This is a genomic window from Paenibacillus oleatilyticus (assembly GCF_018998565.1).
Classification (GTDB): domain Bacteria; phylum Bacillota; class Bacilli; order Paenibacillales; family NBRC-103111; genus Paenibacillus_G; species Paenibacillus_G oleatilyticus.
This window is the reverse complement of record NZ_JAHNZO010000001.1, coordinates 438,086-464,838: the sequence shown is the minus strand read 5'-3', so window position 1 is coordinate 464,838 and position 26,753 is coordinate 438,086. Positions and strand designations below refer to the sequence as shown.

The window sequence follows — 26,753 nt, the reverse complement described above, 5'->3', positions numbered from 1 at the left end:
TACAGTCTCTTCCAAAACGAATCCATCCTCCCTTGTCCGAACATGTAGTATGATGAAGAGATCAAGGGAAAGGGGAGATCCGTCATGACCGCGCGGGAAACTTGGATTGCGGAAGTCGAAGGCATCGAGACGCTGGATACGCATACCCATTTGATCGGGGACAAGCTGTGTGCGCAGAGCTTCTGGGATATCGCCCATTATTTCTGGTTGAACCGGGAAATGCAGGCGGGCGGATATCCCGCCGACGCGGCGGAGCTGCCGGAGAAGGAACGCATCGAAGCGTTTATGAAGGCGTACCGCGCCACGCGGAATACGCTGATGAATTGGACCGTCACACATATCTTCAAGCAACTGTACGGGATTGAGCTCCGCGACGAGCGCTCTGTCTACGAAGCCGACGAGGCGGTCCGGGCTTCGTCTCAAAAGGCAGGCTGGGCGCAGCAGGTGGCGGATAAGCTGAACGTCCGCGCCTTCGTGGTCAATCACCCGGACCATGCGAAGTTTGTCGGCATGAAGCGCGACGCGATTTTGCTCCCGCGGATCGACGGCAAGCTGCCGCAGTGGACTCGCAACATAGCGGCGTCGGCACAGCCGGAGGAAGCGTACGAAGAGGCGCGGCAGACCATAGACACCTTGTTCGCGTCGTACCGGGAACAGGGATGCCCGGGCGTCATGACGACGCTGCCCGCTTTCGAGGCCAGCGCCAACCGCTCGTATTCGTTGAAAGCCGGCGCGACGGAGGACCAGATCCTGATGATGCTTCTGCATGCGGTGTGCGAAGCGGCCGAGCGTCACGGGCTGATGGTGCAAATCTTCGTGGGCGTGGAACGGTCCTGGTGCGGCACCGCAACCCCGGTCAACGATCCGCTCAAGATCGTCAAGCTGTCCGGTTTGTTTGAGCGGTATGCCGTACCGTTCGAGTTGGTAACTGCCTCGGAGCTGAATAACCTGGACATCGTCCAAGCGGCGTGGAATTTCCCCAATGTGCACACGGGCGGTCAGTGGTGGTTCAACTTCCGCGCCAGCACGTACCGTGATGCAATGCAGTACCGGCTGGAGGCGCTGCCTGCGCTCAAAAGCTCGCTGATCGTCTCCGACGCGCGCTGCATCGAATGGAGCTACGGCAAAATCGCGCTCGTCAAACGGCTGATGGCCGAGTTTCTCTTCGAGCAGACGGAGCGGGGCTGGATCGACCGCGAGACGGCGCAGCAGGTCGCCAGAGGCTGGCTCTACGAGAGCGCGGCGCAGCGTTATGGCTTCCGGGAGCAGTAAGCGCGTCCGACGGAGGCAGCCCGTTAAACGATCAGATCGCTGGCGAGCACGGCGAGCTCGATTTTTTTCAGTCCGATACAGCAGTCCTGTGTCATTTCGAAGGAAAACGGCGCGCTGGTTTCCGTAAAATAGTCGAGGACGGACAGATCGCGGAACCAATCCCCCGGAATGGGCGGTTCGACGTCCCGGTCCTTCCAGGCATCCGTCAGCGCCGGACTGTACAGCGGGGCTGCGCCCGGCCGCAGCTTGCAGCCGTCAAGCCGCTCCAGCAGCTGACCGCGGGGCCGGGGCGGTTCCTTGCGCACGGGTGCGAACAGGTGCGGCCAGTAATCCGCGCGGGAGCCGCTGTGACGGCGTCCGCAGGCGAACGCTTGGGCGCCCTCCGCTACCGCACGTATCCCGAATAGAATGGCGTACAGCTTTTTGCCGACCTCAATGCGCTCACGCACGCTGCTGAAGTTTTCCAGAATCAGACCTGCGAGCCGTATTCGTTCGCCTTGAACGTATGGAAACACGACCTGGTTCAGCTGAAGCAGCGTCTGCGTCTGAAAAAACAGCGTGTCGAGCACGGTGCTTTGAAACGAAGGATGACGGACGACGCGCTCTTCAATATAATGCTGCTCATTGATGATTAAAGCGATGGTGAGCAGCCCGGATTCCCGCTCGATCCAGAAGCGGTCCCAGACCGGGCGCATAAAGCGCGAAACGCCGAGCCGGGGGAGCAGATGAAACAGCGGGCGTTTCAGCTGCAGGCTCGCCCGGTACAGCAGAAGCTGCGGGTAAGCGTCCCGGAAGATGAGCGCGTTGGCCCTTTCCAAAAAAGCGAAAACGTTCTCGCATTGCTCTTCGTTCAGCAGAAACGGCAGCAGATCTCCCCGCAGATCCGTCATGCTCCAGCCCCCGTTGCGCGACACCATATGAGCCAGAAACGCCCAATGCAGCTCCGGATGCTCCCGGTATATATGCAAATAAGCCGCGGTGCGCGTCACATTGTTGCGGATGTGCACGTCCCGCTCGCGCAGGATGCGCTCCAGCAGCTCCTGCTCCTCTTCCTTGGCCTCAGGCCCGATGTCCGGGGGTTCCTTTGCCGGCTCCGCGTTCCCTTCCTGCAGCGCAAGCTTCCATTGCAGGCGCTTGCGCAGCGCTTCGACCGACAGCGGATCGATCGGAATGCGGTGTGCCGCGGCCAGAAGCTTTTTTTCATGCGCTAATGTCTGAGCCTTTCCTTTGACCCACTCTACCGCTTCCTGTGGCAAATCCGCCAGCTTATGGAGCAGATCGATGCCGTTCCAACGGTATTTTCCCCCGCTCATGGTCCGAGACCTCCCGCCTTAAAAAAAGGATTTTCCAAACTGCTGTCGTATAATTCCATATGCAAGTGCGCAACGTTCTGCCAATTATTTCGTATAAGACGGTAGGTTGCATGCATTATAGTACATATTTTTTAGGAGGTTCCCGATGAGAACAAAACGTTGGAACGCCATGCTCAGCCTCGTGCTGGTCGGCATCCTGATCCTGCTCGCCGGCTGCCAACCGGTCGGCAATGTCGACGTAGGCAAGGCGATGGCCGGAAGCTTGGCCGTCAAATCTTCGGAAGGCAAGCAAACGGTAACGCTGGAGCTGACGCCGGACCCGGCGGTCACCATGTCACCGGAGGGCAAACGGGCTTTCGATCTGTTCAGCAAGGTGAAGGTTGACATTACCGAGATGAAGATGCAAGATCAGCTGCATATGTCTTTGAAAGGCGTATTCGAGTATCAGAAGGGTCGCGTGCCGTTCGAGCTGGTCATGTCCGACATGGATTACACGCTCAAAATCGAAGGCGCGAAAAAGCCGATCGTCATCCGCAACAGCGCGACGGCGATGAATGGCTCTGCCGCCGAGCTTCCGAAGGAAGTGCAGGAGCAGCTCCAGCAGCTTAGCAAGAAGGCGGTCGAAGCGATGCCTTCGCTCACGTCGTTCTTCACCCGCAACTTCCCGAACCCGGGCAAAATTACGGCTGCGGAAGTGAACGAAACCGTAAACGGCGAAGCGCTGACCCTGCAAAAGGTTCATGCCGAAGTCTACGGCAACGAGCTGCTTGGCTTGGTGAAAGGCTTCTTGACGAATGTGCTTGCCGACGATCAAGGCCTGAAGGATTTTATCGGCGTGCTGTATGATCTGTATGTGCCGATTTTGAAGGAAGTCACCAAGGAAGCCAGCAAGAGTGATGTCAATTCGATGAACGACCCGCTTACGCCTTATTTGAACAATAAAGCGCTGGCTGTAGAATTCATTCATACGTTCGTAAAAACCAACCTGGAGCAAGCGCTCAAGGATTTCGACGCGTCGGTCGATGCGATGGGTCCGGAAGCCAAAGCTTGGCTGAACGACAATCAATCGCTTAAGATGGACCTGTATGTAGACAAAGATTACGTAACCCGCAAATCGAACACGGAAATTGGTTTTACCCTTCCGCAAGGCAAGGGAGACGGCTTGAAAAGCGTCAAAATCACATCGGCCTACGAAGTGTGGAACGTAAACAAGCCGGTACAGGCGGCTACGATTGATACGTCCGGCGGCGTTATCGAAATGAACGGTGCGGACGGCCGTATGACGGCAAGCAAATTCGTCGCATCGCTTGATCCGAACTCCCAGCTGTATAAGCTGCTTAAAGACGATCTTGGCGTAACGAAGAAAAATATCAGCATGTTTGCCGGCGAAGACAAAGAGCTTTCTTATGGCACACTCCCGTATAACGACAACGGCACGATTATGGTTCCGGCGCGTTTCGTCGTCGAGGAACTGGATGCCGATGTGAAGTGGGATGAGGCCACCAAGCAAGTCAAAGTGACCGATCCGCTCAGCGGCGCGGTGCTTGTATTAACGATCGGCAGCGACGAAGCTACCATCAACGGCAAAACCGTGAAGCTGGAGAAGCCGGCCGTACTCGTGGATGGCGTTACTTATGTTCCTGTTCGCGTCGTTTCCGAAGGCCTCGGAGCGAAAGTAGGCTGGGAGCAAGAAACGCAAACCGTCAAAATTACCCGCGATTAATTTGGCTTTATTCTTAATATGTGCTTGAACGGCCGGACTATTCCGGCCTTGGAAGCAGAAAACAGCCCCCCATCCGACTCCGCCTCGGAAAGATGGGGGGCTGTTTCTTTTTTTGTATAGCGAGGATCAGGCTTAATCCTGTGTTGTTGAATCGGAAGGCGGGGCCTTCGTCTCCGCTCCCGGTCCGAGCGACCGGGGGGAAGGCAGCCGACCGGCTCGGGCAGCCGTTTCGCGCAGCAGATATTCGATATGGCTGTTGACGCTGCGGAATTCGTCGGCCGCCCATTTTTCCAGCACTTCGTACAGCTTCGGATCAAGCCGCAGCGGGAAATTTTTTTTGCCGGCCATGGGGAACCGTTAGTACAAGCTTCCCGTATTGATGACCGGATTGGCGGAACGGTCCGACACGATGGCGACGAGCAGATTGTTGATCATGGCGGCTTTGCGTTCTTCGTCAAGCTCGATGACGCCTTCTTGCTGCAATTGGGCGATTGCCAATTGCACCATGCCGACGGCGCCTTCCACAATTTTGGCGCGTGCGGCGATGATCGCCGTTGCCTGCTGACGCTGCAGCATGGCGCTCGCGATTTCCGTGGAATAAGCCAGATGTGTCAGACGCGCTTCAATGACTTCGACGCCGGCTACCGACAGCCGGTCCTGCAGCTCGCGGCTCAGCTCTTGGGCAACCTCTTCGGAGTTGCCGCGCAAGGAGTAGCCGTTCTCGTAAGAATCGTACGGATATTTGTTGGCTACGTGCCGAAGCGCGGTTTCGCTTTGGATCTCGACGAATTGCTCGTAGTTGTCGACATCGAAGCTGGCTTTGGCCGAATCGACGACTCGGAAGACGACGACGGCGGCGATTTCAATCGGGTTGCCATCGATATCGTTCACCTTTAACTTGGCGCTGTTGAAGTTGCGCACGCGCAGCGATACCTTTTTGCGTCCGCAGAACGGAACCGTTATCCACATGCCGCTCTCGCGCAGCGTTCCGGCGTAGCTGCCGAAGAACGTCAGGACCATCGCCTGATTCGGTTGAACGACCGTCAATGACGATAAGGGCAGCACCGACAGGATGATCAAGATAATGCCCAGAGCGGGTGAAGTTTCGGTAATCAGCAGGGAAAGTCCTCCTCCGACCAGCGCAAGCACCAGCAGCAGCCCGACAAATCCGTTCATCACCCATGCTTTTCTTTCCTTCATCGCAAACACTCCTTTTGTTTAAAGGGAATCATATTGTTTTGATATTTTTATGATATCACTTTTAGTAATAATTGTAAAGTAGGATAAAGTGGAAATTTCAATTGAACAATGAAATCGGGTCCTCCTGCGCGACATTGACAGAAGCCGCTCCGAGTGCTATAAGTGGGGTAAGCGAAAGAAATAGCGCAAAAACGATGACCGAAGGCGGTGCTTTCCGTGGAACAAGTGACAACCGAACAACGATTTAGAGAAGTAATCGCCGGCTCCAAGCCGACCGTTGCCGTTTTTAAAACGACTTGGTGCAAGGACTGCCATTTCATCGATCCGTTCATGCCTCAAGTGGAGGAAGCGTACCAAGATCGCCTGAACTTCATTCATATTGACCGCGACGATTTGCCGGACCTGTGCTCGGAATTGAACATTTTGGGCATCCCGAGCTTTATCGCGTTCCGCGACGGGCAAGAGCTTGTCCGTTTCGTCAGCAAGCTGCGCAAAACGCGCGACGAGATCGAGCAATTCCTGGACCGCGCGCTGGAAGTATCGAACGCTTTGCAAAAGTAGCAGCCATAGAAGGCCCAAGCTCAAAAGCCCGCCGGAAACCGTTCCGGCCGGGCTTTTGTTCGTTGAAGAAGGCGATGCGGCGGTTTCGCCCGGTTTCAAGGCTTTGTAACATTTCCGCATGGATTTAGGCACTTTTTATCGCTATAATAAGGGTTGGACGTTCGCTTTTGTCTAATGTTGTCGACAAATGATTATAGACGTAATTTATAGAAGAAGCGGGTGAATGTTACGCATGAACATACAACGTTGGCTTAAAAGCTTATCTTTTGCGAGCATGGCCGGCATGTTTTTGATCTTGCTGATGGGCGCGTTGGTGACGAAAACGGAATCGGGCCGCGGCTGCGGCGACGATTGGCCGCTGTGCAACGGAAAGTTCATTCCGGCGTACACGATCGAGTCGTTGATTGAGTATAGCCACCGTTTTGTCGTCGGCGTTGTGGGGATGATTTTGCTCGCTACGACGATTCTGGTGCTGCTGTACAGCCATCGCAAGGATGCCAAATGGTACGTAGGCGGGGCGATGGCGTTCACGGTGCTGCAAGCGATTCTCGGGGCCATGGCCGTCGTATGGCCGCAATCCGGCCCGGTGCTTGCGCTGCACTTCGGCTTCTCGCTGCTGTCGTTTGCCTTTACGCTGCTGCTGTATCTGGTGTATACGAAATTCGGAGAGGCGATGCACCGCGGCGACGGAACGAGGTTGACCAAAGGCGTGCGCATCGCCATCTGGGGCATTTTGATCTACTCTTATGTCGTCGTTTATTTGGGAGCCTATGTCCGGCATAGCGAAGCGACCGGCGGCTGTATCGGCTGGCCGCTGTGCAACGGACAAGTCATTCCGGAGCTGAGCGGGGCGACCGGCATCGTATTCATGCACCGCGTGGCGGCTGCGGTATTGGGGATCGCTATTCTGGTTTTGTTCCTCGTCGTTCGGATGCAGGCGCATACGGACAGCGCGATCTATCGGGCGACCCGCTTGTCGCTGGTGCTCATTATCCTGCAAATCTTAAGCGGCGGCTTTGTTACGCTGGCCATGGGATACGACATTTACCTGCTCGCCAGCATGCTGCATGCGCTGCTGATCTCCTGCTTGTTCGGCATCTTATGCTACTTGGGGATAACGTCTCTGCACGCAGCAGAAGGGAAGGTACAGGCTTACGCGGCTCCTCGGCTGCCGTAAGCCTCTCTTATTACTATACGCCCTATCCAGGGACATCTGGCAATGATCTATTTCACTTCGTGGGATGAAAGAAGGGAGACGCTCGGCCATGAGATTCGAAAATTTACGCAGCTTTCTGGAAGCGCTTCGTAAGGAAAATCAATTAAAAGTAATCTCCGCGCCGGTCGATCCGAATCTGGAGCTTGCCGAAATTCACCGCAGGGTCATTGACGAGCAAGGGCCTGCGCTGCTGTTTACCAATGTAAAAGGTGCTTCCTTTCCGGTCGTAACGAATCTGTTCGGCACAAGCCGGAGGGTAGACCTCGCGTTCGGGCCGCGTCCCGAGCAGCTGATGAAGGATATTATTGCGGCGAAGGATACGCTGCTTCCGCCGACGCCGAAGGCGGTCTGGGACCAGCGGCAGCTTCTTCTGGACCTGCTCAAAGTCGGGACCAAAAACGTGTCCTCCGACGCCGCTCCGGTGCTGCAGCAGTGCAAGACCGAGGCGCCGCTTGCCGGGCTTCCCGTATTGACGAGCTGGCAGGAAGACGGAGGGCCGTTCGTCACGCTGCCGCTTGTATATACCGAGCATCCGGAGAACGGCCATCATAACCTGGGCATGTACCGGATGCAGGTTTATGACGACCGGACGACGGGCATGCACTGGCAAATTCATAAGGGCGGCGGCTTCCATTACCACGAAGCGGAGAAGCGCGGACAAGCGCTGCCGGTGACGGTCTTTCTCGGCGGACCGCCGGCCTTGATTGCGTCGGCCATCGCGCCGGTGCCCGAGCATTTGCCGGAGCTGCTGCTGACCTCGCTCATTATGGGGCAGAAGCTTCCGCTCGTGGCCAATCCGCAAGGAGGCCACCGTCTCGTCGCCGAGGCGGAATTTGCGATTTGCGGCTCGGTAGCGCCGCATGTGCGTCGTCCCGAGGGGCCGTTCGGAGACCATTACGGCTATTATTCGCTGACTCACGATTTTCCGGTGTTCAACGTGAGCCATGTATGGCATCGTAAGGATGCGATTTATCCGGCTACGATTGTCGGCAAGCCGAGACAAGAGGATTACTATCTCGGAGAGTTTCTGCAGAAGCTGCTGTCGCCTGCCTTCCCGATGGCGATGCCGGGCGTCAAAGATCTATGGACGTACGCCGAAACCGGCTTTCATGCGCTTGCTGCGGCGATTGTCCGTGAGAGCTACAGCCGCGAAGCGATCGTCTCGGCGTTCCGTATTCTTGGCGAGGGCCAGTTATCACTGACTAAGTTTTTGATGGTGACGGATCGGCAGTTAGATCTGGAACGTTTCCCGACGCTGCTCGAAACGGTGCTGGAGCGGTTCGATCCGCTGCAAGACTTGTACGTATTCGGCAATACGTCGCACGATACGCTCGATTATACCGGCGACCGGCTTAACCACGGCAGCAAAGCGGTGCTGGTCGGCGTCGGCGAGCCGAAGCGGGAGCTGCCGGCCGTCTATATGGGCGGGGAGCTGCCGGGCATTTCGGCTGCCGCCGTTTACTGCCGCGGCTGTCTCGTGGTCTCCGGCGCCTCCTATACGGACGATCCCGGCTTGGCTGACCGCTTGGTTGAGGAGGCGGGGGATCGTCTGGCCCCGTGGCCGCTTGTCATCGTCGCGGACGAGACGTCCATTGCCGGCGACCAGACGGCGTTTCTGTGGACGGTATTCACCCGCTTCAACCCGGCGGCCGATATTTACGCGCGCACGCAGGTCAATCGCCATCATATCGGCTACGAGCTGCCGCTTGTGATCGATGCCAGGATGAAGCTCGGTTACCCGGACGAGCTTTTCCCGCGGGAAGATATCGTGAAGCTGGTCGATTCCCGGTGGAGCGAATATTTTGCTTAATAACACGAACGCAACCGACGATAGCGGCGTATCCTTTACCCAGGGCCATGCGCCGCTGTCGTTTTTTTGCAGATGCGATTGTTTTTGCAAAACGGGATCGGGTATACTGAATGGGACAACAGGATGGGATGGGGACACCTATGTTAAGAGCGATTTTTGGCGAGCCGCCCAGGCAGGATAGCGGGTTGCTGCTTGAGGCCAACGAAGCGATCCGCGGATATTTGCGAACCGTCACCCGGACGAAGAAGGGAGCGGCTCCGACACCGCAGGAGCGCCGTTATGCGATATGGTGCCAAAGCTTTCTGCGGGCATTGGACGAAATGGAGCAAAGCCAGTATGCGGCTGCCCGCTACGGGGAGCGTGTAAAAACAGCATTCGTCGACCGGATGGAACGCGAGGAATTGGACGATTACCACCGCCATTTATATTATTACAACAATGCACTGATTCGTCTGTTCGCTGTGCTGGATAAGCTGGGGCATTTCATGAACGAACGTCTTGCTTTGAAGACGGAAAAGATCAAATCGCGGTTCTCATATTTTACCGTTCTTCGCAATATGCATCAGCATAAGCTGTTTACGGATTTGGAGGAGAAGCTCTACGAGCTGAAAACGAGCTACAAAGAGCCGCTCACGCGCCTGCGCAATCAGCGCAACATGGAAATCCATACGATTAACGCCGACCTGCTGGACGATTTGATGAAGGCGGAGGAAGCGAAATACGGGGAGCGGCCGAGTTCCGAGACGGAGGATGTCCGCGGAAATTTGGCCGATCTGGAGCAAGGCTGCGACATGGCATTCCGTTCGGTGACGACCGTATTTCGTTATCTGGTCCGGTGATCCGGGGCGGCTTTAAGTTGAATCGCTCTCCGGCTTGCACTATACTTTGGATAGAACGGGAACGAATGAGAAGCGGGAGGTGGGAGCATGGAAGGGCAGCGGAAAACCGCCCTCATTACGGGAAGCGCCAAAGGTCTTGGTAAAATGACCGCGCTCCTGCTTGCCGAACGGGGAACCGATATCGTGCTGAATTACGTGCACAGCGAGAAGGAAGCGTTCGAGCTGCGAGAGACGATACGCAGCAAGGGCGTACGCTGCGAGGCGGTTCAGGGAAGCGTAGCCGTTCCCGAGGACAGGGAAAGGCTCGTACGGGAAGCGGTCCGCCATTTCGGTTCGATCGACATTTTGATCAACAACGCTGGTCCGTTCATCCGCGAGCGCCGGCTGTTTATGGAGTATGAGCTTGGGGAAATTAACGAGCTGATGCAGGGCAATCTGCTCGGCGTGATGCATTTGGATCATCTGGTTATTCCGATGATGCGGCAGAAGCAGTGGGGCCGGATTATTCACTTCGGCTTCGGCCATGCGGCGGAGGCGCGGGGGTGGCCGCACCGGGCAGCCTATGCGGCGGCCAAAGTCGGTCTTGTCTCCTTTACGAAAACGCTGGCTGTGGAAGAAGCGTCGGAAGGGATCACGGTCAACATGATTTGTCCGGGGGACATTCGCGGCGCGAATAAAGAGCGGACGATCGGCGAGGTGGAGCATTTGCAGGACGACGAATCTCCGCGCGGACGCCCCGGAACGGGAGAGGATATCGCACGGGTCATCGCCTTTTTATGCGAAGAGCGCTCGGATTTCATTACCGGCAACATTATGGACGTGTCCGGAGGACTAGACCCGATCCGCGCTATGATCGGCAGCGGTTCCGGGCAAACGGCCGCAAACGGCACAAAAAAACAGCCCTGAGCGGCGCATGAAGCATGCGGACTCGGGGCTGTTTTTTCGCAGAACTTGGGCGGTCAATGCATTAGAATACTTGCATTACCTCTTGAACGCCTTCCACTTCTTCAAGCAGCGCGCGCTCGATACCGGCTTTCAGCGTGATGGTCGAGCTCGGGCAGCTGCCGCAAGCGCCCATCAAACGCAGTTTAACGATGCCGTCCTCAACGTCAACCAGCTCTACGTCGCCGCCGTCGCGTTGCAGGAACGGGCGCAGCTTATCTAGAACTTCAAGAACCTCGTCGTACATGGTGCTTTGCTGAGTGTTCTCGCTCATTTGCATCATCTCCCTTCTTATTTTATTATAGTACAATCGATCGAAAATTAAAATGGCTCTAAGGCAGGCGAAAGTGCGATGAGACCGATCATTGAATTTTGTACGAACAATATGCACCATGGGACAGCCAAGCTGATGCAGCAGCTGGAGCAAAATCCGGAATACGACGTGATCGAGTACGGATGTCTCGGCAACTGCGGCGAATGCTATTTGGCTCCATTCGCATTGGTGAACGGCGAGATCGTAGCGGCAGCCACCGCAGAGGAGCTGGAGGCGGCCATTCAGCTTAAAATTAAAGAGATCGAGGATATGCTCGATCTCTTTAAAGACGAATAAAGTTTACCCCAGATGGCGCTTCGACATCCAGAGCACGCCGCTCTTCAAGGCGCGGGGCACCATGCCGAGCATGACCGTCCGCTTGCCCATCAGGCCGAAGCCGGCCTTTTTGCCGAGCGACCCGAGAACTCCCTTGAGCTTGATTTTGCCGAGCCGGGGAGTTTCGTTTTTCCATACGGCTTGCAGGACTTCCGCCACTTGCTTGCCTTGCGCTTCTGCCGCTTGTCCGCTCGGGGAGAAGGGCAGGGCCGCACAGTCGCCGACGACGTAAATTTCATTGTAATCGGGCAGCTGGTGGTACTCGTTAATCGTTAACCGTCCTTGATTGTCCTTGGGCAGATTCAAGTTCTGCACGATCGGGCTGGGCTGAATGCCGGCGGTCCAGATCGTAATGTCGGTCTGAATGATTTCCTGCTGGTTGTATAGCAGACCGCCTTCCAAACGGTTCAATGATACGTGCGAACGCAGCTCGATGTCATGCTCCAGCATCCACTCGCGCACATACCGCTGCAGCCTTTCCGGGAACGGAGACAGGACGCTGGCCCCGCGGTCCAGGATGCGGATGTTCAGGTCCGGCCGGCTCTCGCGCAGCTCCGCCGCCATCTCTACGCCGCTGAGACCGCCACCGACAATAGTGATCTGACCGTAAGGAGCCGCATCGTTCGAAGCCTGATACGTTTTGCGGGTGGCCGATAACGACTGAATGCTGTTGGAAAATTCCTCCGCCCCGGGAATGTTGTGGTATTTATCCACGCATCCGAGCGCGATGACCAGCCAGTCGTAAGACAGCGGTTCGTCGTTGGCGAAACGGATCACCTTCTGCTCGGGATCGACAGCCGTAACTTCGCCGTATTTCAGAATCAATCTCGGATCTACCGGAAAATGCACCCGGATGTCTTGCTCGGACACCGTTCCGGCAGCAAGCGCGTAATATTCCGTCTTTAGTCCCTGAAAAGGCATCCGGTCGACCATGATCATCACCGTATCGGCCGGGATGTCTCCTTCCAGCAATTCTTTCGCTACCGTCAGTCCGCCGTAGCCTCCGCCCAAAATGACAAGTTTTTTCATACAACGGTTAACCCTTTCTCTTATGACTTAATTAGTAGACCTTGATCTCGTTATAGAAAGTATCGCGCTCGACGGCAATGCGGCCGGCTCCTTGGATGAGCCAAACCAGTTCGTCCCGTGTCATGCCTTCCGGCGAGGTCGCTCCAGCGGAATGGCTGATGCGTTCCTGGATAATCGTGCCGTGGGCGTCCGAAGCGCCGAATGTCAGGGCAATTTGCGTAAGCTGCGTACCGAGATTGATAAAATATGCTTTGACATGCTGAATGTTGTCCAGCATCAGACGGCTGATCGCGATCGTCTTCAGATTGTCAAAGGCCGATACCCGGCGCTTGATGCTGGCATTGACGCTTGCCGGCTGAACCGAGTTCGGTATAAAGACCATGAAGCCGCCGGTTTCGTCCTGCAGCTCGCGCAGGTACATCATGTGACGAATCCGTTCTTCGAACGTCTCAATGGAGCCGAACAGCATGGTGGCGTGCGTTTTCATGCCGAGCTGATGCGCGGTGCGGTGCACTTCGAGCCAAGCTTCGGTGGAGGCTTTGTCAACCAAGTGCATTTTTTTGCGGTAACGCTCGGACAAAATCTCCGCGCCCCCGCCCGGCATCGTGCCGAGTCCGGCATCCATCAGCGTTTGCAGCACTTCTTTATAGCTTAACCCGCTGAGCCGGGAAAAAAACTCAATCTCCGCCGCCGTGTGAGCCTTGATGGTCACATTCGGATAACGCTGCTTCAGCCCCTTGATACAGTCGACATAATATTGGAACGGCACATTCGGATTGTGGCCGCCCGTAATGTGGAACTCCCGCATGTTCGGGTGGAAGTGCTTGTCGATGTAATCGAACATTTGCTCGGCCGTCAGCGTGTACGCGCCGTCCTCGCCCTCGTCGCGGCGGAAATGGCAGAACGCACAGTGCTCTTCGCAAACATTGGTGAAGTACAGGCTCATGTTGTCGACGAAGTACACCTTTTTGCCGTTCTTCTTCAGGTTCACTTGGTTTGCTAATTGTCCGATGGTTAATAAATCGTCCGTTTCGTACAGAAAAACGCCGTCTTCCAGGGTCAAACGCTCTCCGTGCTCCACTTTTTCGGCGATTTCGGCCATGCGCCTTTCCTGGCTGTTGACAATCATACTCATGGTTTAGCCACCTCCGTAAATGGGTCAGGCGCCCCAGGTTTCCGCTGACGGGACGCTCTGTCGATGAAATTGTACAACGATACAGGGAACCGTATCTTTCACAGTCTGCCGCGGATGAACCGGCGGAAGCTGTGAAAGCTTGCACATGGTCAGCCGGCCAAGGACACACAGGTAGGCGAAGCTTGGGCGTATTCCATGAAATACGAAGCTTCGCTTGGTGCTTGGACAGACCGACAATGCGTTTCTCCCGAATGACACGTGTGATAAACAATACTCCTTATTATAAACCTACTGCCGGAGAGGGGCAATACATGAATCGTTAAAACTATATTCCTGTTGTAAAAACAAACAAGATAGGGTTTAATTCCTATTTTCATGGGCAGGGGAGTCTAGTATACTGTTAGATTGAAATAATATTGGGTAGGACGGTGCCAAGTTGCTTACTCCAGCTCTCGATGAGCAGGCCTCCATTTCCGAAGAAATCGAAGATATGCGTGAGCAGATGGTAAGTTTGGGCAATCAGCTCGGGTTCATGCATCCGGAAGTGCAGCACTGCAGCAGACAATTAGATCAATTGCTGCTTCGTTATTATGAAGCCGATAAAACGGATAACCGCAAATGAGGCAGCCCTTGAGGACCGAGGCCGGAAGGAGTATACTTCTATATAGAAGTACATTTTCGAGCAGGTAAGGGAGGCATGGCGATATGATTAAAATCAGCGAAACGGCTTGCGATAAAATTAAAGAAATGCTCGCGGCGGAGGAAGCTGCGAATTTGTTCCTGCGCGTGGGCGTCAAGGAAGGCGGCTGCAGCGGCTTCTCCTACGGGATGGGCTTTGACGACAACGAGCAGGAAGGCGATAAAGTCATGGACATCCACGGACTGAAGGTCGTCGTGGACGAAGAGAGCGCCAAATATTTGTACGGCGTGGAGATTGATTTCCAAGACACCGGCATCGGTGGCGGGTTCAGCATTCACAACCCGAACGCGGTAGCCACCTGCGGCTGCGGCTCCAGCTTCCGTACGAAGCCGGAGGAGGAAGCGCTGGCGCAGCCTTGCGAGGATTGAGGCCAGATTTTAGAATTGAGGAAAATAACAATCCATAATTTATGAACATAAAACCTCTCAAGTTTGAGTATTGATGCCAATATATAAACTGGGAGGTTTTTTTTGTGCTAAAAAAATTTGTGATAGTCAATTGTTTTACCTTACCAGGACAAATATTTTAGCATTTTCACAGCTGGAATGTAGTACTGGCTATATAATTGAAGTTCGTTTTGAGTTGTTGATGCACATTAAGTCACTTATAATTTAGGCTCTTTCAACGTTGAACCTAAATTTGTAACTCGACAAATAAATTCAAGAAAATTACTTTAGTCCAAATTGCTCAATTGTGGATTAAATAGTTATAATTGGGGTATCGATTATTATCGTAGGAGGTTTTATTATTGGACTATCATATTAAAGAAATTATTATTGATAAAGATTCATTAGATGGATACCAAATGGTTGGAAAAGACAACAATAATCTCGCTAATCTTTCCAAAATCAACTTATTTGTCGGTTCAAATAATTCAGGAAAAAGCCGATTTGTGAGAAGTTTATTTAACTATTCTACATACTCGATAATTCCGGCAAAAGTCAATCTTCCTCAGTTAAACTCACTTATTGATGCTTATAAAAAAGATGTCGAATCCATAATTGAACGTTTTGGTATTGTTGACTACGGAGATACCGTTTCTATTCTATCAAAAATAACCAATAATAATTTCATTAAAAGTGAAGATGAATATTTAGCTAATTTATTCACTAGCATTGACTTTGTTCGTCATGTTAACACTGATCAAGCAATTACTAAAAGAAGCCTCCATTTTTCCTTCTATGAAGACCAACATATTCAATTGAGGCAGGATTTAAATTCAATCGGAAATGATTACTACACAAAAATTAGGGGAATCATTGGCTCTTCACCAGAAAAGTATAGTTTTAAAAAGGTGTATATCCCAACTTTACGAGGGTTAAGACCCTTCGACAATGATTTTGACTATTACTCTCAAAGAACAAAGCAAGACTATTTTCCTAGTATACAGGATATGGACGAAATTTTTTCTGGACTAGAGATGTATCAAAAAGTAAAAGAACTTTTATTAGGTGACCTACAAGCTAGAGAAAAAATCAGCGATTTTCAAAAATTTTTAGGCGATGCTTTTTTTGATGGACAACAAGTCGCTCTAATACCTTCTATAAATTCGGATGTCCTCAATGTGAAGATAGGCAAAGAGAAGGAACAGCCTATCTATAATTTGGGCGACGGTATCCAATCCATTATTATCCTTACTTTCCCACTATTCATTAATAAAGAAGAGAATTTGCTAGTTTTTATTGAGGAGCCTGAGTTATATCTACATCCTGGCTTACAAAGAAAGTTAATTGAAACATTTATGAGTTTTAGCAATTTTCAATACTTTATTACAACACATTCAAATCATTTTTTGGATATAACGCTAGATGTGGATGTTATATCTATCTATACGTTTAGGAAACAATTCGAGAATGAATCACAGACAAAAGAAGTTACAGCTAACTTCGTCATTGAAAATGCAAGTAATGAGAATAGCGGAATTTTGGAAATGATTGGTGTTAAAAATTCATCTGTTTTTTTATCTAATTGTACAATATGGGTTGAAGGAATTACTGATCGATTCTATCTAAGGCATTATTTAAGGTTATATATGCAATCTCTTCCTGAGTATGAAAAAAAGAATTTTAAAGAGGATTTGCATTATTCTTTTGTAGAATATAGTGGGGGAAATATAACACATTGGTCATTTTTAGATGACGGTAACAGTTCAGAAGACGAAACCTACAGAGAAATGAATGCTGATCGACTATGTGGTAGGTTGTTCCTCATTACAGATAAGGATAGCGAAGGTAAGATTGAGCGACAGAGAAAACTAAAAAAGAAACTAGGTAAACGGTATTACTGTTTAGACTGTAGGGAAATCGAAAACTTAATAAGTAAACATGTATTATTAGATGTAATTGCAGAGTATGAATGCATTCAAGTTGATCAATTAAGATTCAAGACGGAATTTTCAGAACCAGACTATAAAGAAATATACTTAGGTTCTTACATAGATAGTCAATTAATTAATAGAAAAAGAAGAGCAAAGTATGGAAGTGATTCGGGGACGGTTAGTGACAAATTGAGGTTTTGTAAACGGGCTATTAGCTACACGCAAAGAATAGATGATATTTCGCCAGAAGGGCTAAAAGTAGTGAAGAAAATCTACAACTTCATTATGGAGCAAAATCAGTAGTCCTACATTAAAATTATGTTTTTTTATCAACAGGGTCGGAAAATAAGCTTTAAGAGTGTTACCCAACATAAGCTTTTATACGGCAGAGATCGATTACTGGGGCAACGGCGTCGACTGTTTACTGCAGGCATTCACAACGCGAATACTGTTAGCCGAACGGGAGGCTGTAGATTCTGGCGAGCAGGTGGCAAATTAAACGGCGTGGAAAATGAACGTTGCAACTGAAATTTATGCATTGAGGATGAAATCCCTTTGATGCTATTCTTCTAAAAGTCGTCTGGAGGAATTTTGTTTGTAAGCTTAGAAGAAGGGACAATGGCTTCCATAATACATATTTTATGTTAGGATAAGGGGATGGAGCAACATTCACCTTCCCGGAAGCTACCGCTTCCGTGTTTTTTGGAGCGACCTACTCGCCGCGAACGAGTGGGGTTTTTATTTTCCCGGTTTTTCTGTCACCCTCAACCATGACCCATAAGTACGGTTAGACTTTGCACTACCGCGATTATTACTGAGATTAGCAGGTTAGGCTTCATATGCTCGTTGCTAATAAGTTTATAATCACATAAACCATAACGCGTATCAAGAAAATAAATTAAGACGATAGCTTTTCGGATTATTCCGATCGGCTGCCGTCTTTTTCGTTTTGGATAGAAATCAATAGATTAATGTCGTCGATTTGCAGGGCATTTGCAATTTTATCGATCACGGAACGCGGAAACATTTTATTGATATCGCGGCAGAGCTCGGAAATGGTCGCTTCTCTAATCCCCGTTATTTGTGCAAGCTCTTTTTGTTCCATACCTCGTTCTTCAAGAATCGCTTTCAGATTGCAGCGCACTTTTCTCATCAATATCCACCCCAAATAGAGTATACAAAAAACTAGAGAAGATAGAAAATAAACATTGACAATTACGAAATTCGGAATTAATATGAACACTAGGAAATTACGAAAAACGTAATTGAAGTAAGGAAGCAATGATGTTAGATCTAATCGCTTAGCTGGAAGTTAGGCGTCCGATGTCGTAGGCGGAACTAAAACAAAAAGGAGTGGCAGAATATATTGAAGAGGGTAACCCTTGTTCTCGAAGCAGGTGAGAATGATTTTGAACTTACAGATGCTTATTTGACGCCGGACGAGTCGCACGCATTTTTTATTTCAAGCCATATTGTTCATTATACCATGGCTTCCCGGACGCAAAATCATCGAATTTACGTGGAGTGCGGTGCCAGATTAATTTTAGGAAAGACGCATAAAGGGGAGATCACTATTTTCGACCTGCACGAGAAACTCCAGGCCATGACAGCTTACGAACTTCTGAATTTCCACGTGCTCCATGATGCAGATAAATTGAGCCTTATTCGTTGAAAATGAACTCTCTTTTGGCACAATAAATGGTTTTCACATGTAAAACAGGAAAAAGATTGACGGTTCATCCTTATCGTTATAATATTTATTTTAATAATATTTATCGCGGTAAATAAATTGTTCAGCGAGGGGTACGCAATGAGTCTAATCGACTACTGTATCATGATTGGGGAACTGCTGCGGGTCATTGATACCAAGCATTCGAAGATCGTGAACCAGCATTACTCTCCGCACAATCTGACCGGCCCGTCGATCAACATTTTGCTGCTGCTGCATCATGAAGGTCCGACCCGGGTGGGCGATATCGGGGCACGGCTCAATATGGTGGACAGCAACGTATCGGCGGTGTGCTCGCGGCTGGAGACGATGGATATGATCGAGCGCGTGAGGACGAAGGAAGACCAGCGGGTGGTCAAGATTCAATTGACCGACACGGCCCGGGGTAAGATGCAGGAAATTCTCGGGAACGTGAAAGACTTTCAGGAGCTGTTCGTGAAGAACGCGTCGGAAGACGATTTGAAAGATATTGTGCATGGTCTGACGAAGCTAAACGAACTGCTGGAGAACGTATTGAAGGAAAAAGCAAACTCCCAGCAAGGATGAAGCTGTCCGAGGGGGGGCCGTGCAGACGCTTCGGCTGGTTATCCGCTCGCTGCATGAGAAGGGCGAGTAAAAGCGGGCTGCTCTTAGAAGCCCGTTCTATTGTTCTGCCGTCAAAGAGCGCTTGAACTCGCGGTTTTCGTGAGTTTCGGGCGCTTTTTTGGCTTTCACTGATACGTTGAATGCGGTTACAGCACATCAGGCTCTTGGTTACCGGTATAAACTACGGCTTCGTTGCTCAAATAACCATTTTGTAGTAATATCGGAACAGGTGTTTGTTACCGGGGGGCGTGGAAGACGCAGCGCTTCGTTCGATTTGGAGAGGAGGACGAATATGCCGGTAATCAGGTCCGAATTGTACATAGAAGCGCCGATTGAGACCTGCTTCGATCTGGCGCGAAGCATCGACGTTCATGCCCAATCGACTTCGCAAACGAAGGAAAGAGCGGTCGGCGGAGTCATGAGCGGGTTGATCGAGCTGGGGCAAACGGTAACGTGGGAGGCCGTCCATTTCGGCATCAAGCAGCGGCTGACCGCAAAAATAACGGAGTTTGAGTCGCCTTTTTATTTTGTGGACGAGATGGTCCGGGGCGCGTTCAAGCGGTTTCGGCATACGCATGAGTTCTGCGCCGTAGATTCGGGAACGTTGATGATTGACGAATTTGATTACACGTCGCCGTTGGGGCCTGTTGGCAAGCTGGCGGACCGGATGTTTCTGGAATCGTATATGAAAAATTTTTTGCTGAAACGAAATCTCTACATCAAACAGCTGGCGGAGAAGCAAGCGGGATGAAGTCTGACCCATGCAAAAAAGCGGACGTTCCTGTACAAGGAGTCCGCTTTTTTTTGCCGTTGATGATGGCATGCCGCAGGTTGGCTCACTGTTTGGCATAAACGTGCAGGCGCTCGATATATTCATGCACCAGCGCTTGCAGGGCCTCCGCCTTTTGCTCGAGGGCACCGTCTTCGCCGAAGGCTTGCCGAATCGCTTCGACGTAGGCTTGGCCCTGTTTCTTTCCCGGCGCGTACGCGCGGCCGTAGTCGTCCAGATAGCTCGGCAAAAAGTAGCATTCCAATACATTCATCGCCAGCCGGTAGTCCTCTTGCGGATTCGAATCCGACCAAGCCTTCAGCTTGTCATACAAGGCGCTTAGCGTAATCAGGCCGAGCCGATACGTTCTTCGCGCAAATTCAAACGCCTGCGGGTCGATCTCCTCGCGCTCGAACTGCTTGAAGTTTTTTTCGTCCAGCAAATACAAAGCCCCGCCCCATTCGGAAGCAAATTTCAGCCAAAAGTCGGTGTCCTCGCGCCGGATCGCAATCGTTTGAAGCTCTTCGAACACGATATCCGGGTTAGCGGCGAGCTTGGCTTTGGCCTCCTCTTTCGGCGAGTTTCCTTCAAAATTCAGCACATTGGCATTCACGTGACTGCTCCTATCTAAGCCATGGGTTTATTCCGCGGGTTCCTGCCGTAGTTGGCAGCGAACGTGCGAACGGATACTTCATTGTATCATATCCGCATCCGCCGGTTAAATCTTGAACGCCAACGGCTCCGGTCGAACCGACAGCTTGACGTGGCTTGGCTTATGCTTGTGCAACAGCGTCCACATGAGATGCCGCCCGATCGGGTTGGCGCTGTGAATAATAATTTCTTTTTTTGCATACAGACCTTTCGCGACCATATATTTGACCAGATCGTAGCCGCTGGCTTTGCCAAGACCCAGATCGTGATCAAGCGATAAGATGTTAACCGGTCCGGCTTTCATCAAATCGATGCACTGCTCGACCGACCTCGCCAGCTTAAATCCTTTCGGACAAGGTCGCAGGTCGTCCAGGTACACGTTCATCATATGCCATCGCCTCTCTTTGACTTCCAGCATACGCACCGCACGGCCCGATTGCTTGGACTGCGGCACAGCGGAATAAACCAAACAAAGATAACGAGTAGAAAGTTGATTTGAAATAAGAAAATGATGGTTTAATTCAAATTAATAGCAATATTGGTTACAGACTAAAGAACTACTAATTTTTTGATATATTTTTAGGATATAATTAAAAGAGGCCTATAGATACTGGTTTATTAGGATTATAATGGAAATATATGCGAGAAAACCATATTTTTCAGAAAATCAATTTGTAAAATAGATATTACATACTATTTAGAGGAACTCAATAATTAGTAGTCTAGAAATATGTAATTTATTATTCTTAAAGGTATAATTAGGTAGAAACAAAATATTAAATTTTAGGAGGAATTTGGATGAAAAAGAAATTGATACCTTCATTGATTGCTTCAGTAATTTTATTATCGGTCGGTTCTCAGAGTGCTTTTGCAATTAAGGGTGCAGGAGACACCCGCGATACTGCAATTCCACTTTATCTGCACTCCACTCGTACGTGGACTCTAGATAGTTTTAATGACGAAGATTGGTTTAAATGGCGAAATGATACAGGAAGTACCAAGTATGTTTCTGCTTCTTTGCAATCACCAGTTGGATTAAATTATGATATTTGGGGGTATCTCGTTACACCAGGGGGGGAATATACCCTTAACACCGGCGAAAACGGTCCGGGTGGTCTTGAAGGATTAGGCACATCGCTCAATCCCGGAGATACGATATATATTCGTATAAAACCCGACTTATTTGACTATAGCACTACTCAGCAATACGAATTCAAGTTTGATGCTAATTAATTTTCGCAAGTTACTATCCTGAACCGAAATAACAGCTTTGCCTCCTTTATGGAGGCAGGCTGTTTTTATTTTCTCTTTTAATCTGGCGAACGCCAAAAACGCCGCTTCTTGGTCGAAGTGGCGTCCGCACGTAGTGTGGCTGTTATCGTTCCAGCAGAACTTGAATGCCTTTGATCACGTTCCAGATCATAACGACGAAATACAGAATCAGGCTGATGACGCCCAGAAAAATCGTGGAAGTGACCGAGATTGTTGCGATCCAGATGATCAGGAAGAAGATCAGCGAGAGGAACGGTAAGATGTGGGAGAGAAGCGCTTTTTTGGCGTGTTCGCGGACCCAGCCGTCGTTGGTGACGAAATACACGATAACCGGGACAAGAAATCCGGCGAAAAAGATGCTGAAATAACAAAGCGAAGCGATCAGTTTGCGTGCGTCCATGAGGGATACTCCCTTCTTCATATATCAAAATCCATCGATGGTAAGACTACTTACGCTAGAAATGGCAGCCGGTTTCAGGTTCGCATCGCCACGCTGCATAGTTTCAACCGACAGGGGGACGTTTAAACAATAAATAACATGCGCACACCATGATTACCCAATTTTAGTTTATATGGTTCAAAATGGTTGTAATGCGATCATATTTTTTTATCGCGAAAACGGTACGCTGCTTGTGTATAACTTTGTCCACACTATACACCCCGCCAATGACATGTATTCGACACTTATTAACAGAATACTCACAAGATATGCACAACTTCATGTGGATAACGGAACGCTTGTTCTAATTTTGGGCGCATGTTAATATAATTTTACATTACAGAATAAGGTGAGTTGTTCCATGAAACTGATCAGTAATGAGATTTTAGTGGACTCCTATTTCAAAGCCGTCGATTTGAAACTCGAAGAAGATTTTGTCGAATTGTTGTTAGACGAGATCAAGAGGAGACAAATCAACTTAGACTTCTACAAAGAAGGTAATGCCCAGGTCAGCTGACCGGGCTTTTTTCTTTTATCGGGAAAATCTATGATATAATAGTTCCGACTATGACGGGTGTGGGAGAGAAACGATGGAGCGATTAACGATTGCTGTCAATGTGCCGCTTGGCTTTCATGCCAGACCGGTTTCGCGGTGGGTCAGCCTTGCGCAGACCTTTCAAAGTCACATTACTGTGACGTTCCGGGACAAAACGGTCGACGGCAAAAGCGCGCTTGGGCTCATGGCGCTCGCTGTTCCGGACGGTGAGGAGCTTGAGGTGTGCGCCAGCGGAACTGATGAGAAAGAGGCGCTTGCCGCTCTTGCCAGCTTGGCCTCGCGATCGTTTTTCGCTTAAGTTTACGGCTACGGAGGCAGAAATATGTTATCCGCAAGACAGCAGAGCATATTGACGGAACTATTGGAACAACGCGGATTCGTGCCTGTGGACCGGTTTCAATCGGAGTACGGCATTTCGGCGCGGACGGTTCGCCACGATCTGCTGCAGATCGAAGACTGGCTGGCCGGATACGGCATCGGGATCGAACGCAGCCGCAAGCACGGCATTGCGCTTATTTTAGACGAGGACGGGCGGGAGAAGCTTGAGCGTCTGCTTAGAGAACGGCCGGATCATCTCGATGCGGAGCGGCGGTCCCGCTGGCTGGCCAAGCGGCTGCTCGAATCGTCCAAGCTGAGGGCGGACCAGGTGCAGGAAGAGCTGAAAATCAGCAAAAGCACGCTGCTGAGCGATTTGGTGGAAGTCACCAGGCTGCTGGGTGGCAAAGACCTGAAGCTCGCCAGAGAGGGCGGATGGATTCGGGTGCTGGGGGACGAACGGAAAAAAAGATCGGCTTACCTCGAACTGCTGCGGCTGGAAATTACGGATGAGAATGTTCTTCGGGTCGTTCTTGGAGACCGGGAAGACCGGATGGGGGGAACGAACCTGTGGAACCCTTGGTTCTCGCCCAAGGATGCGCAATTTTTATTCGATATTGTGCGGATGCTGGAGCGCAAGTTGAACGTCGAATTTACGGACGCAGGGTATTCGGCGTTGGTGCTTCATCTTCTAATGGCCGTCGAGCGGTTGAAAAACAACCACCGCATTCAAATGGACCCGGAGCTGTTCGGCGAAGTGAGCGGAGCGGAGGAATTCCGGGTCGTCCGACAGCTTGCGCTGCCGGAAATGGAGCGTTATTTTCAGCTTGAGGTGCCCTTGGAGGAAGCGGGCTATATTACCCAGCACATTCTGGGCGCGCAAAAAGCGCAGGATGCCAAGGCGGAGCAGTCCGTTTACGTCCAACTGGCCAAGCGGATCGTCATGGAGGTGGAGCAGGAGCTGCATCGGCCGCTTCAGCGTACCGAACAGGTGGTGCACGGGCTGTCCGTCCATTTGAAGCCTGCGATGTACCGCGCCAAATTCGGCCTGCAGAGCGCGAATCCGCTGCTGCCGCAGCTGGAGCAAGAATATGCTTCGCTGCTCGACGTAACGCAAGAGGTGGTCAACCGGGTGCTGCAGGAGCAGGGCGTTTGCTTCGACCGCGATGAAATCGGTTACATCTCCTTGCATTTAAGCAGCGGGCTAGCCCATGCCGTAAGCGCGGTCCGGAAACGGGTAGCGATCGTATGCAGCTCCGGCCTCGGCTCGTCGGCGATTCTTCAGCGGAGACTGGAGTCGACGTTCCCTGTGCTGGAGATTGCCGGGAGATTCGCTTACAAGGAGCTCAAGCAGCTGCCGTTCGGGCAAATCGACGCGATTTTATCGACGATCGAGATTCAACTGCCGCTTCCTGTGCAGGTGATCAAAGTATCGCCGCTGCTGAGCCCCGAGGACGAGAGCAGCATCGGGCGCCTGCTAGGCGTGTCGCCGCTGGGGCGGCCGATGGAAGCCGATACGCTGCAGCGGGTGGGCGAGATCGTCCGCATCGTCGAGCGCCATGCCGACGTGCGCAACCGGAACCGGCTGCTGGAGGACCTTATCCATCTGCTGCAGGGCGGAGGCGTGTCCGGGCATAAAGGGCTGCAGCGGCTGAGCGATCTGCTGCCCGCCGACTCGATCCTGACCGGGCAAACGGTCGAAGGCTGGGAAGAGGCGGTGCGGCTCGGCAGCAGGCTGCTGCGCGAGCGGGGAATCATCGGACTTCAGTACGAAGAAAAGCTTCTCCAGATGATTGGCGAGCAGAAGCATCATTTTGTCATTGGGGAAGGCATTGCCTTTCCGCACGCATCGCCTCAGGATGGCGTATGGGGCACCGGCTTCAGCTTGGTCGCGCTGGCCGACCCTGTGCCGCTCGGACCGTCGGGGCAGCCGGTGTGGCTGCTCGTTACGCTGGCCGCTGCGGACAAAACGTCGCATTTGACCGCGTTATCTACGCTGCTCGATGTTTTTGGCGATGCGGCGTTTATGGAATTTCTGAGACGAACCGACGATGCGGCAGCTGTATGGGATCGTTTGAAGGCAAAGGAGGGCGAGACGCTTGACGCTGAAAATTAATGTGGTTTGCACAAGCGGCCTCGGCACCAGTCTGATGATCCGCATCCATCTCGAAGCGCTGCTTCGGGAGCAGGGGCTCCGCGCCGACATCGAGCATATGGATGTCGCGTCGCTCGGCTTAAGTCCGGCCGCGGACTTGATTGTCGGCGCTCACCACATCGCCGATTCTTTGCCTCCCCGGCTGCTGGAGCAAGCCGAATGGATACCGCTGGAAAATATGACCGACCGGAATTATTTGCGGACCAAGCTGATGGAAAGCCCGCGTTTTCTGGCCTGGCGGGAACGGGAGAAGGGATTGCGGGAATGAACTGGTCGCAAATTATCAATAAAGGGCTGCTCGGCGAACCGGCCTTCTTGCTTGGGGTCATTGCCTTGATCGGTCTGCTGCTGCAGAAGGCTTCCCCGCAAAAGCTGCTCAGCGGCACGATCAAAACGATGCTCGGGTATATTTTGCTCCAGATCGGAGCTTCCGCCGCCGGTTCGTCCTTATCCAATCTGTCGATTATCGTGCAGCGCGGGCTGCAAATGATCGGCATTATGCCGCACAACGAGACGATTGCGGGGCTCGCGCAGATCAACTACGGCCGCGAGATCGCGGTTATCATGCTGATCGGCATGGCGCTTCATCTGGCTATCGCCCGCTGGACGCCGTTCAAGTACGTATTCCTTACCGGCCATCACATGCTTTTCATGGCGTCGATGCTGGCGGCTTTGCTCGATTCGGCCCATCTTCCGGCGTGGCAGCTTTACGGATGGGGCGGACTGTTCTTGGCGCTCGCCATGTCGTTCGGACCGGCGGTGAGCCAGCGGTACGTCCGTCAAGTGACCGGCGGCAGCGAGTTCGCCATCGGGCATTTCAACAGCGCAGGCTATGCGCTTTCGGGCTTGATCGCGCAGGTGGTCGGGACGAAGGAAAAGAAACCGATGCCGGAAGGCTTGAAACGGATTTATCCGTTTTTCCAGGATCATATGGTCGTCATCTCCGTCTTTACGCTCCTGCTGTTTGGTTTATCCAGCTTGTTCGTGCCGGCCGAAGCGCTGTCCGAGATGTTTTCCGGGCGTCATCCCGTCGTCGTCTCGGCCATTCAGGCGATTTGGTTCACGGCCGGCGTGTTCGTTATTTTGTCGGGCGTGCGAATGATGCTGGCTGAGATTATTCCCGCCTTTAACGGCATTGCCGAAAAAATCGTGCCGGGAGCGATTCCGGCGCTGGATTGCCCGGTTTTGTTCACGTATGCGCCCATTGCGGCGGCGCTCGGTTTCCTGCTCAGCTTTATCGGCGGGCTCGCCGCGATGGGCACGCTCATGGCATTCCAGTATACGGTCATCATCCCCGGCGTGATCCCGCACTTTTTCTCGGGAGGCGCTTCCGGCGTCATCGCGTATCAGGTCGGCGGCCGTAGGGGGCTGATCGTCGCTGCGCTATGCCACGGCTTCGTCATTACGCTGCTGCCGGTCTTTTTGCTGCCGCTGCTCTCCAGCCTTGGCTTCGTCCGGGCAACGTTCGCGGATACGGACTTTGCCGTCGTCGGGCTGATTTTGAACGGCCTGCTTCGGTTGTTCGGCATAGAGGCCGGTTAATACGGGATGCTGCCCGTTTGAGCCTCCGGTTCAT

30 protein-coding genes are annotated in these 26,753 nt (G+C 51.9%); 20 read left to right on the top strand and 10 right to left on the bottom strand.

Annotated features, from left to right (window positions below; translation table 11 throughout):
• The first annotated feature begins 84 nt into the window (after positions 1–84).
• Positions 85–1,272 (top strand): glucuronate isomerase, encoded by a 1,188-nt coding sequence (locus KQX66_RS02105; RefSeq protein WP_216789126.1) that lies wholly within the window; start codon positions 85–87, stop codon positions 1,270–1,272.
• 23 nt (positions 1,273–1,295) lie between these two features.
• On the opposite strand, the gene KQX66_RS02100 is transcribed toward KQX66_RS02105, so the two are convergent.
• Entirely contained in the window at positions 1,296–2,585 is a 1,290-nt protein-coding gene (locus KQX66_RS02100; RefSeq protein ID WP_216789124.1) for a DUF2515 domain-containing protein, read from the bottom strand.
• Between the two features lie 145 nt (positions 2,586–2,730).
• Here KQX66_RS02100 and KQX66_RS02095 point away from each other — a divergent pair, with 145 nt between their 5' ends.
• Positions 2,731–4,308, top strand: a complete 1,578-nt coding sequence (locus KQX66_RS02095) for a copper amine oxidase N-terminal domain-containing protein (protein ID WP_216789122.1) — start codon at positions 2,731–2,733, stop codon at positions 4,306–4,308.
• Between the two features lie 132 nt (positions 4,309–4,440).
• Here KQX66_RS02095 and KQX66_RS02090 read toward each other — a convergent pair whose 3' ends face one another.
• The gene (locus tag KQX66_RS02090) at positions 4,441–4,656 is read right to left on the bottom strand and encodes a type II toxin-antitoxin system antitoxin (RefSeq protein WP_010493727.1); all 216 of its coding nucleotides are present in this window, start codon (positions 4,654–4,656) and stop codon (positions 4,441–4,443) included.
• Between the two features lie 9 nt (positions 4,657–4,665).
• Positions 4,666–5,508, bottom strand: a complete 843-nt coding sequence (locus KQX66_RS02085) for an SPFH domain-containing protein (RefSeq protein ID WP_216789120.1) — start codon at positions 5,506–5,508, stop codon at positions 4,666–4,668.
• Between the two features lie 216 nt (positions 5,509–5,724).
• Here KQX66_RS02085 and KQX66_RS02080 point away from each other — a divergent pair, with 216 nt between their 5' ends.
• From KQX66_RS02080 to KQX66_RS02060, 5 genes are all read left to right on the top strand, one after another.
• Entirely contained in the window at positions 5,725–6,069 is a 345-nt protein-coding gene (locus KQX66_RS02080) for a thioredoxin family protein (protein WP_025850086.1), read from the top strand.
• 223 nt (positions 6,070–6,292) lie between these two features.
• On the top strand, positions 6,293–7,246 hold the full coding sequence (locus tag KQX66_RS02075) for a COX15/CtaA family protein (protein WP_216789118.1): 954 nt from the start codon (positions 6,293–6,295) through the stop codon (positions 7,244–7,246).
• 88 nt (positions 7,247–7,334) lie between these two features.
• Positions 7,335–9,095 (top strand): UbiD family decarboxylase, encoded by a 1,761-nt coding sequence (locus tag KQX66_RS02070; protein WP_216789116.1) that lies wholly within the window; start codon positions 7,335–7,337, stop codon positions 9,093–9,095.
• Positions 9,096–9,235: 140 nt separating this feature from the next.
• Entirely contained in the window at positions 9,236–9,934 is a 699-nt protein-coding gene (locus KQX66_RS02065) for a Cthe_2314 family HEPN domain-containing protein (RefSeq protein WP_216789114.1), read from the top strand.
• An 87-nt stretch (positions 9,935–10,021) separates the two neighbouring features.
• Positions 10,022–10,840, top strand: a complete 819-nt coding sequence (locus tag KQX66_RS02060) for an SDR family oxidoreductase (protein ID WP_216789112.1) — start codon at positions 10,022–10,024, stop codon at positions 10,838–10,840.
• A gap of 61 nt (positions 10,841–10,901) precedes the next feature.
• Here KQX66_RS02060 and KQX66_RS02055 read toward each other — a convergent pair whose 3' ends face one another.
• Complete coding sequence (locus tag KQX66_RS02055; RefSeq protein WP_010493716.1) at positions 10,902–11,150, bottom strand: NifU family protein; 249 nt, start codon at positions 11,148–11,150, stop codon at positions 10,902–10,904.
• A 78-nt stretch (positions 11,151–11,228) separates the two neighbouring features.
• On the opposite strand from KQX66_RS02055, the gene KQX66_RS02050 reads away from it, so the two are divergent.
• Positions 11,229–11,486 carry a YuzB family protein gene (locus tag KQX66_RS02050; protein ID WP_010493714.1) on the top strand — a complete coding sequence of 86 codons (258 nt, stop codon included), beginning with the start codon at positions 11,229–11,231 and terminating at the stop codon, positions 11,484–11,486.
• A 3-nt stretch (positions 11,487–11,489) separates the two neighbouring features.
• Here the strand turns inward: KQX66_RS02050 and KQX66_RS02045 are convergent, their stop codons facing one another.
• Positions 11,490–12,554, bottom strand: coding sequence for an NAD(P)/FAD-dependent oxidoreductase (locus KQX66_RS02045; protein ID WP_216789109.1), 1,065 nt, complete (start codon positions 12,552–12,554; stop codon positions 11,490–11,492).
• A gap of 31 nt (positions 12,555–12,585) precedes the next feature.
• Positions 12,586–13,689 (bottom strand): aminofutalosine synthase MqnE, encoded by a 1,104-nt coding sequence (gene mqnE, locus KQX66_RS02040; protein WP_216789107.1) that lies wholly within the window; start codon positions 13,687–13,689, stop codon positions 12,586–12,588.
• 436 nt (positions 13,690–14,125) lie between these two features.
• Between mqnE and KQX66_RS02035 the strand changes: the two genes are divergently transcribed.
• From KQX66_RS02035 to KQX66_RS02025, 3 genes are all read left to right on the top strand, one after another.
• Positions 14,126–14,311: an aspartyl-phosphate phosphatase Spo0E family protein gene (locus KQX66_RS02035; RefSeq protein WP_036679471.1), complete on the top strand. Its 186-nt coding sequence runs from the start codon at positions 14,126–14,128 to the stop codon at positions 14,309–14,311.
• Positions 14,312–14,394: 83 nt separating this feature from the next.
• On the top strand, positions 14,395–14,757 hold the full coding sequence (locus KQX66_RS02030; RefSeq protein WP_216789105.1) for a HesB/IscA family protein: 363 nt from the start codon (positions 14,395–14,397) through the stop codon (positions 14,755–14,757).
• Positions 14,758–15,137: 380 nt separating this feature from the next.
• Positions 15,138–17,009, top strand: coding sequence for an AAA family ATPase (locus tag KQX66_RS02025; RefSeq protein ID WP_216789103.1), 1,872 nt, complete (start codon positions 15,138–15,140; stop codon positions 17,007–17,009).
• Between the two features lie 616 nt (positions 17,010–17,625).
• On the opposite strand, the gene KQX66_RS02020 is transcribed toward KQX66_RS02025, so the two are convergent.
• The gene (locus KQX66_RS02020; RefSeq protein WP_216789102.1) at positions 17,626–17,859 is read right to left on the bottom strand and encodes a helix-turn-helix domain-containing protein; all 234 of its coding nucleotides are present in this window, start codon (positions 17,857–17,859) and stop codon (positions 17,626–17,628) included.
• 213 nt (positions 17,860–18,072) lie between these two features.
• Between KQX66_RS02020 and KQX66_RS02015 the strand changes: the two genes are divergently transcribed.
• The 3 genes from KQX66_RS02015 (at position 18,073) to KQX66_RS02005 (ending at position 19,771) form a co-directional block, all read left to right on the top strand.
• Positions 18,073–18,378 (top strand): hypothetical protein, encoded by a 306-nt coding sequence (locus tag KQX66_RS02015; protein WP_216789101.1) that lies wholly within the window; start codon positions 18,073–18,075, stop codon positions 18,376–18,378.
• Positions 18,379–18,516: 138 nt separating this feature from the next.
• A complete protein-coding gene (locus tag KQX66_RS02010) occupies positions 18,517–18,981 on the top strand; it encodes a MarR family winged helix-turn-helix transcriptional regulator (protein ID WP_216789100.1) in 465 nt (154 codons plus the stop codon).
• 331 nt (positions 18,982–19,312) lie between these two features.
• The gene (locus tag KQX66_RS02005; RefSeq protein WP_054977245.1) at positions 19,313–19,771 is read left to right on the top strand and encodes an SRPBCC family protein; all 459 of its coding nucleotides are present in this window, start codon (positions 19,313–19,315) and stop codon (positions 19,769–19,771) included.
• Between the two features lie 85 nt (positions 19,772–19,856).
• On the opposite strand, the gene KQX66_RS02000 is transcribed toward KQX66_RS02005, so the two are convergent.
• Both KQX66_RS02000 and KQX66_RS01995 read right to left on the bottom strand, forming a co-directional pair.
• Positions 19,857–20,402 carry a hypothetical protein gene (locus KQX66_RS02000; protein ID WP_308647036.1) on the bottom strand — a complete coding sequence of 182 codons (546 nt, stop codon included), beginning with the start codon at positions 20,400–20,402 and terminating at the stop codon, positions 19,857–19,859.
• A 105-nt stretch (positions 20,403–20,507) separates the two neighbouring features.
• Positions 20,508–20,828, bottom strand: coding sequence for a cyclic-phosphate processing receiver domain-containing protein (locus KQX66_RS01995; RefSeq protein ID WP_216789097.1), 321 nt, complete (start codon positions 20,826–20,828; stop codon positions 20,508–20,510).
• Positions 20,829–21,238: 410 nt separating this feature from the next.
• Between KQX66_RS01995 and KQX66_RS01990 the strand changes: the two genes are divergently transcribed.
• Complete coding sequence (locus KQX66_RS01990; RefSeq protein WP_216789095.1) at positions 21,239–21,673, top strand: hypothetical protein; 435 nt, start codon at positions 21,239–21,241, stop codon at positions 21,671–21,673.
• Positions 21,674–21,815: 142 nt separating this feature from the next.
• Here the strand turns inward: KQX66_RS01990 and KQX66_RS01985 are convergent, their stop codons facing one another.
• Positions 21,816–22,112, bottom strand: a complete 297-nt coding sequence (locus KQX66_RS01985) for a magnetosome magnetite crystal formation protein family (RefSeq protein ID WP_216789093.1) — start codon at positions 22,110–22,112, stop codon at positions 21,816–21,818.
• 400 nt (positions 22,113–22,512) lie between these two features.
• On the opposite strand from KQX66_RS01985, the gene sda reads away from it, so the two are divergent.
• From sda to ulaA, 5 genes are all read left to right on the top strand, one after another.
• Positions 22,513–22,668, top strand: a complete 156-nt coding sequence (sda, locus tag KQX66_RS01980) for a sporulation histidine kinase inhibitor Sda (protein WP_054977516.1) — start codon at positions 22,513–22,515, stop codon at positions 22,666–22,668.
• Between the two features lie 73 nt (positions 22,669–22,741).
• The gene (locus KQX66_RS01975) at positions 22,742–23,005 is read left to right on the top strand and encodes an HPr family phosphocarrier protein (RefSeq protein ID WP_216789090.1); all 264 of its coding nucleotides are present in this window, start codon (positions 22,742–22,744) and stop codon (positions 23,003–23,005) included.
• A 24-nt stretch (positions 23,006–23,029) separates the two neighbouring features.
• The gene (locus KQX66_RS01970) at positions 23,030–25,138 is read left to right on the top strand and encodes a BglG family transcription antiterminator (protein ID WP_216789089.1); all 2,109 of its coding nucleotides are present in this window, start codon (positions 23,030–23,032) and stop codon (positions 25,136–25,138) included.
• Positions 25,122–25,445, top strand: a complete 324-nt coding sequence (locus KQX66_RS01965; protein WP_025850104.1) for a PTS sugar transporter subunit IIB — start codon at positions 25,122–25,124, stop codon at positions 25,443–25,445. Before KQX66_RS01970 ends, KQX66_RS01965 begins: the two co-directional genes overlap by 17 nt.
• Positions 25,442–26,719 carry a PTS ascorbate transporter subunit IIC gene (gene ulaA, locus KQX66_RS01960; RefSeq protein WP_216789088.1) on the top strand — a complete coding sequence of 426 codons (1,278 nt, stop codon included), beginning with the start codon at positions 25,442–25,444 and terminating at the stop codon, positions 26,717–26,719. Before KQX66_RS01965 ends, ulaA begins: the two co-directional genes overlap by 4 nt.
• The last annotated feature ends 34 nt before the right edge of the window (positions 26,720–26,753 follow it).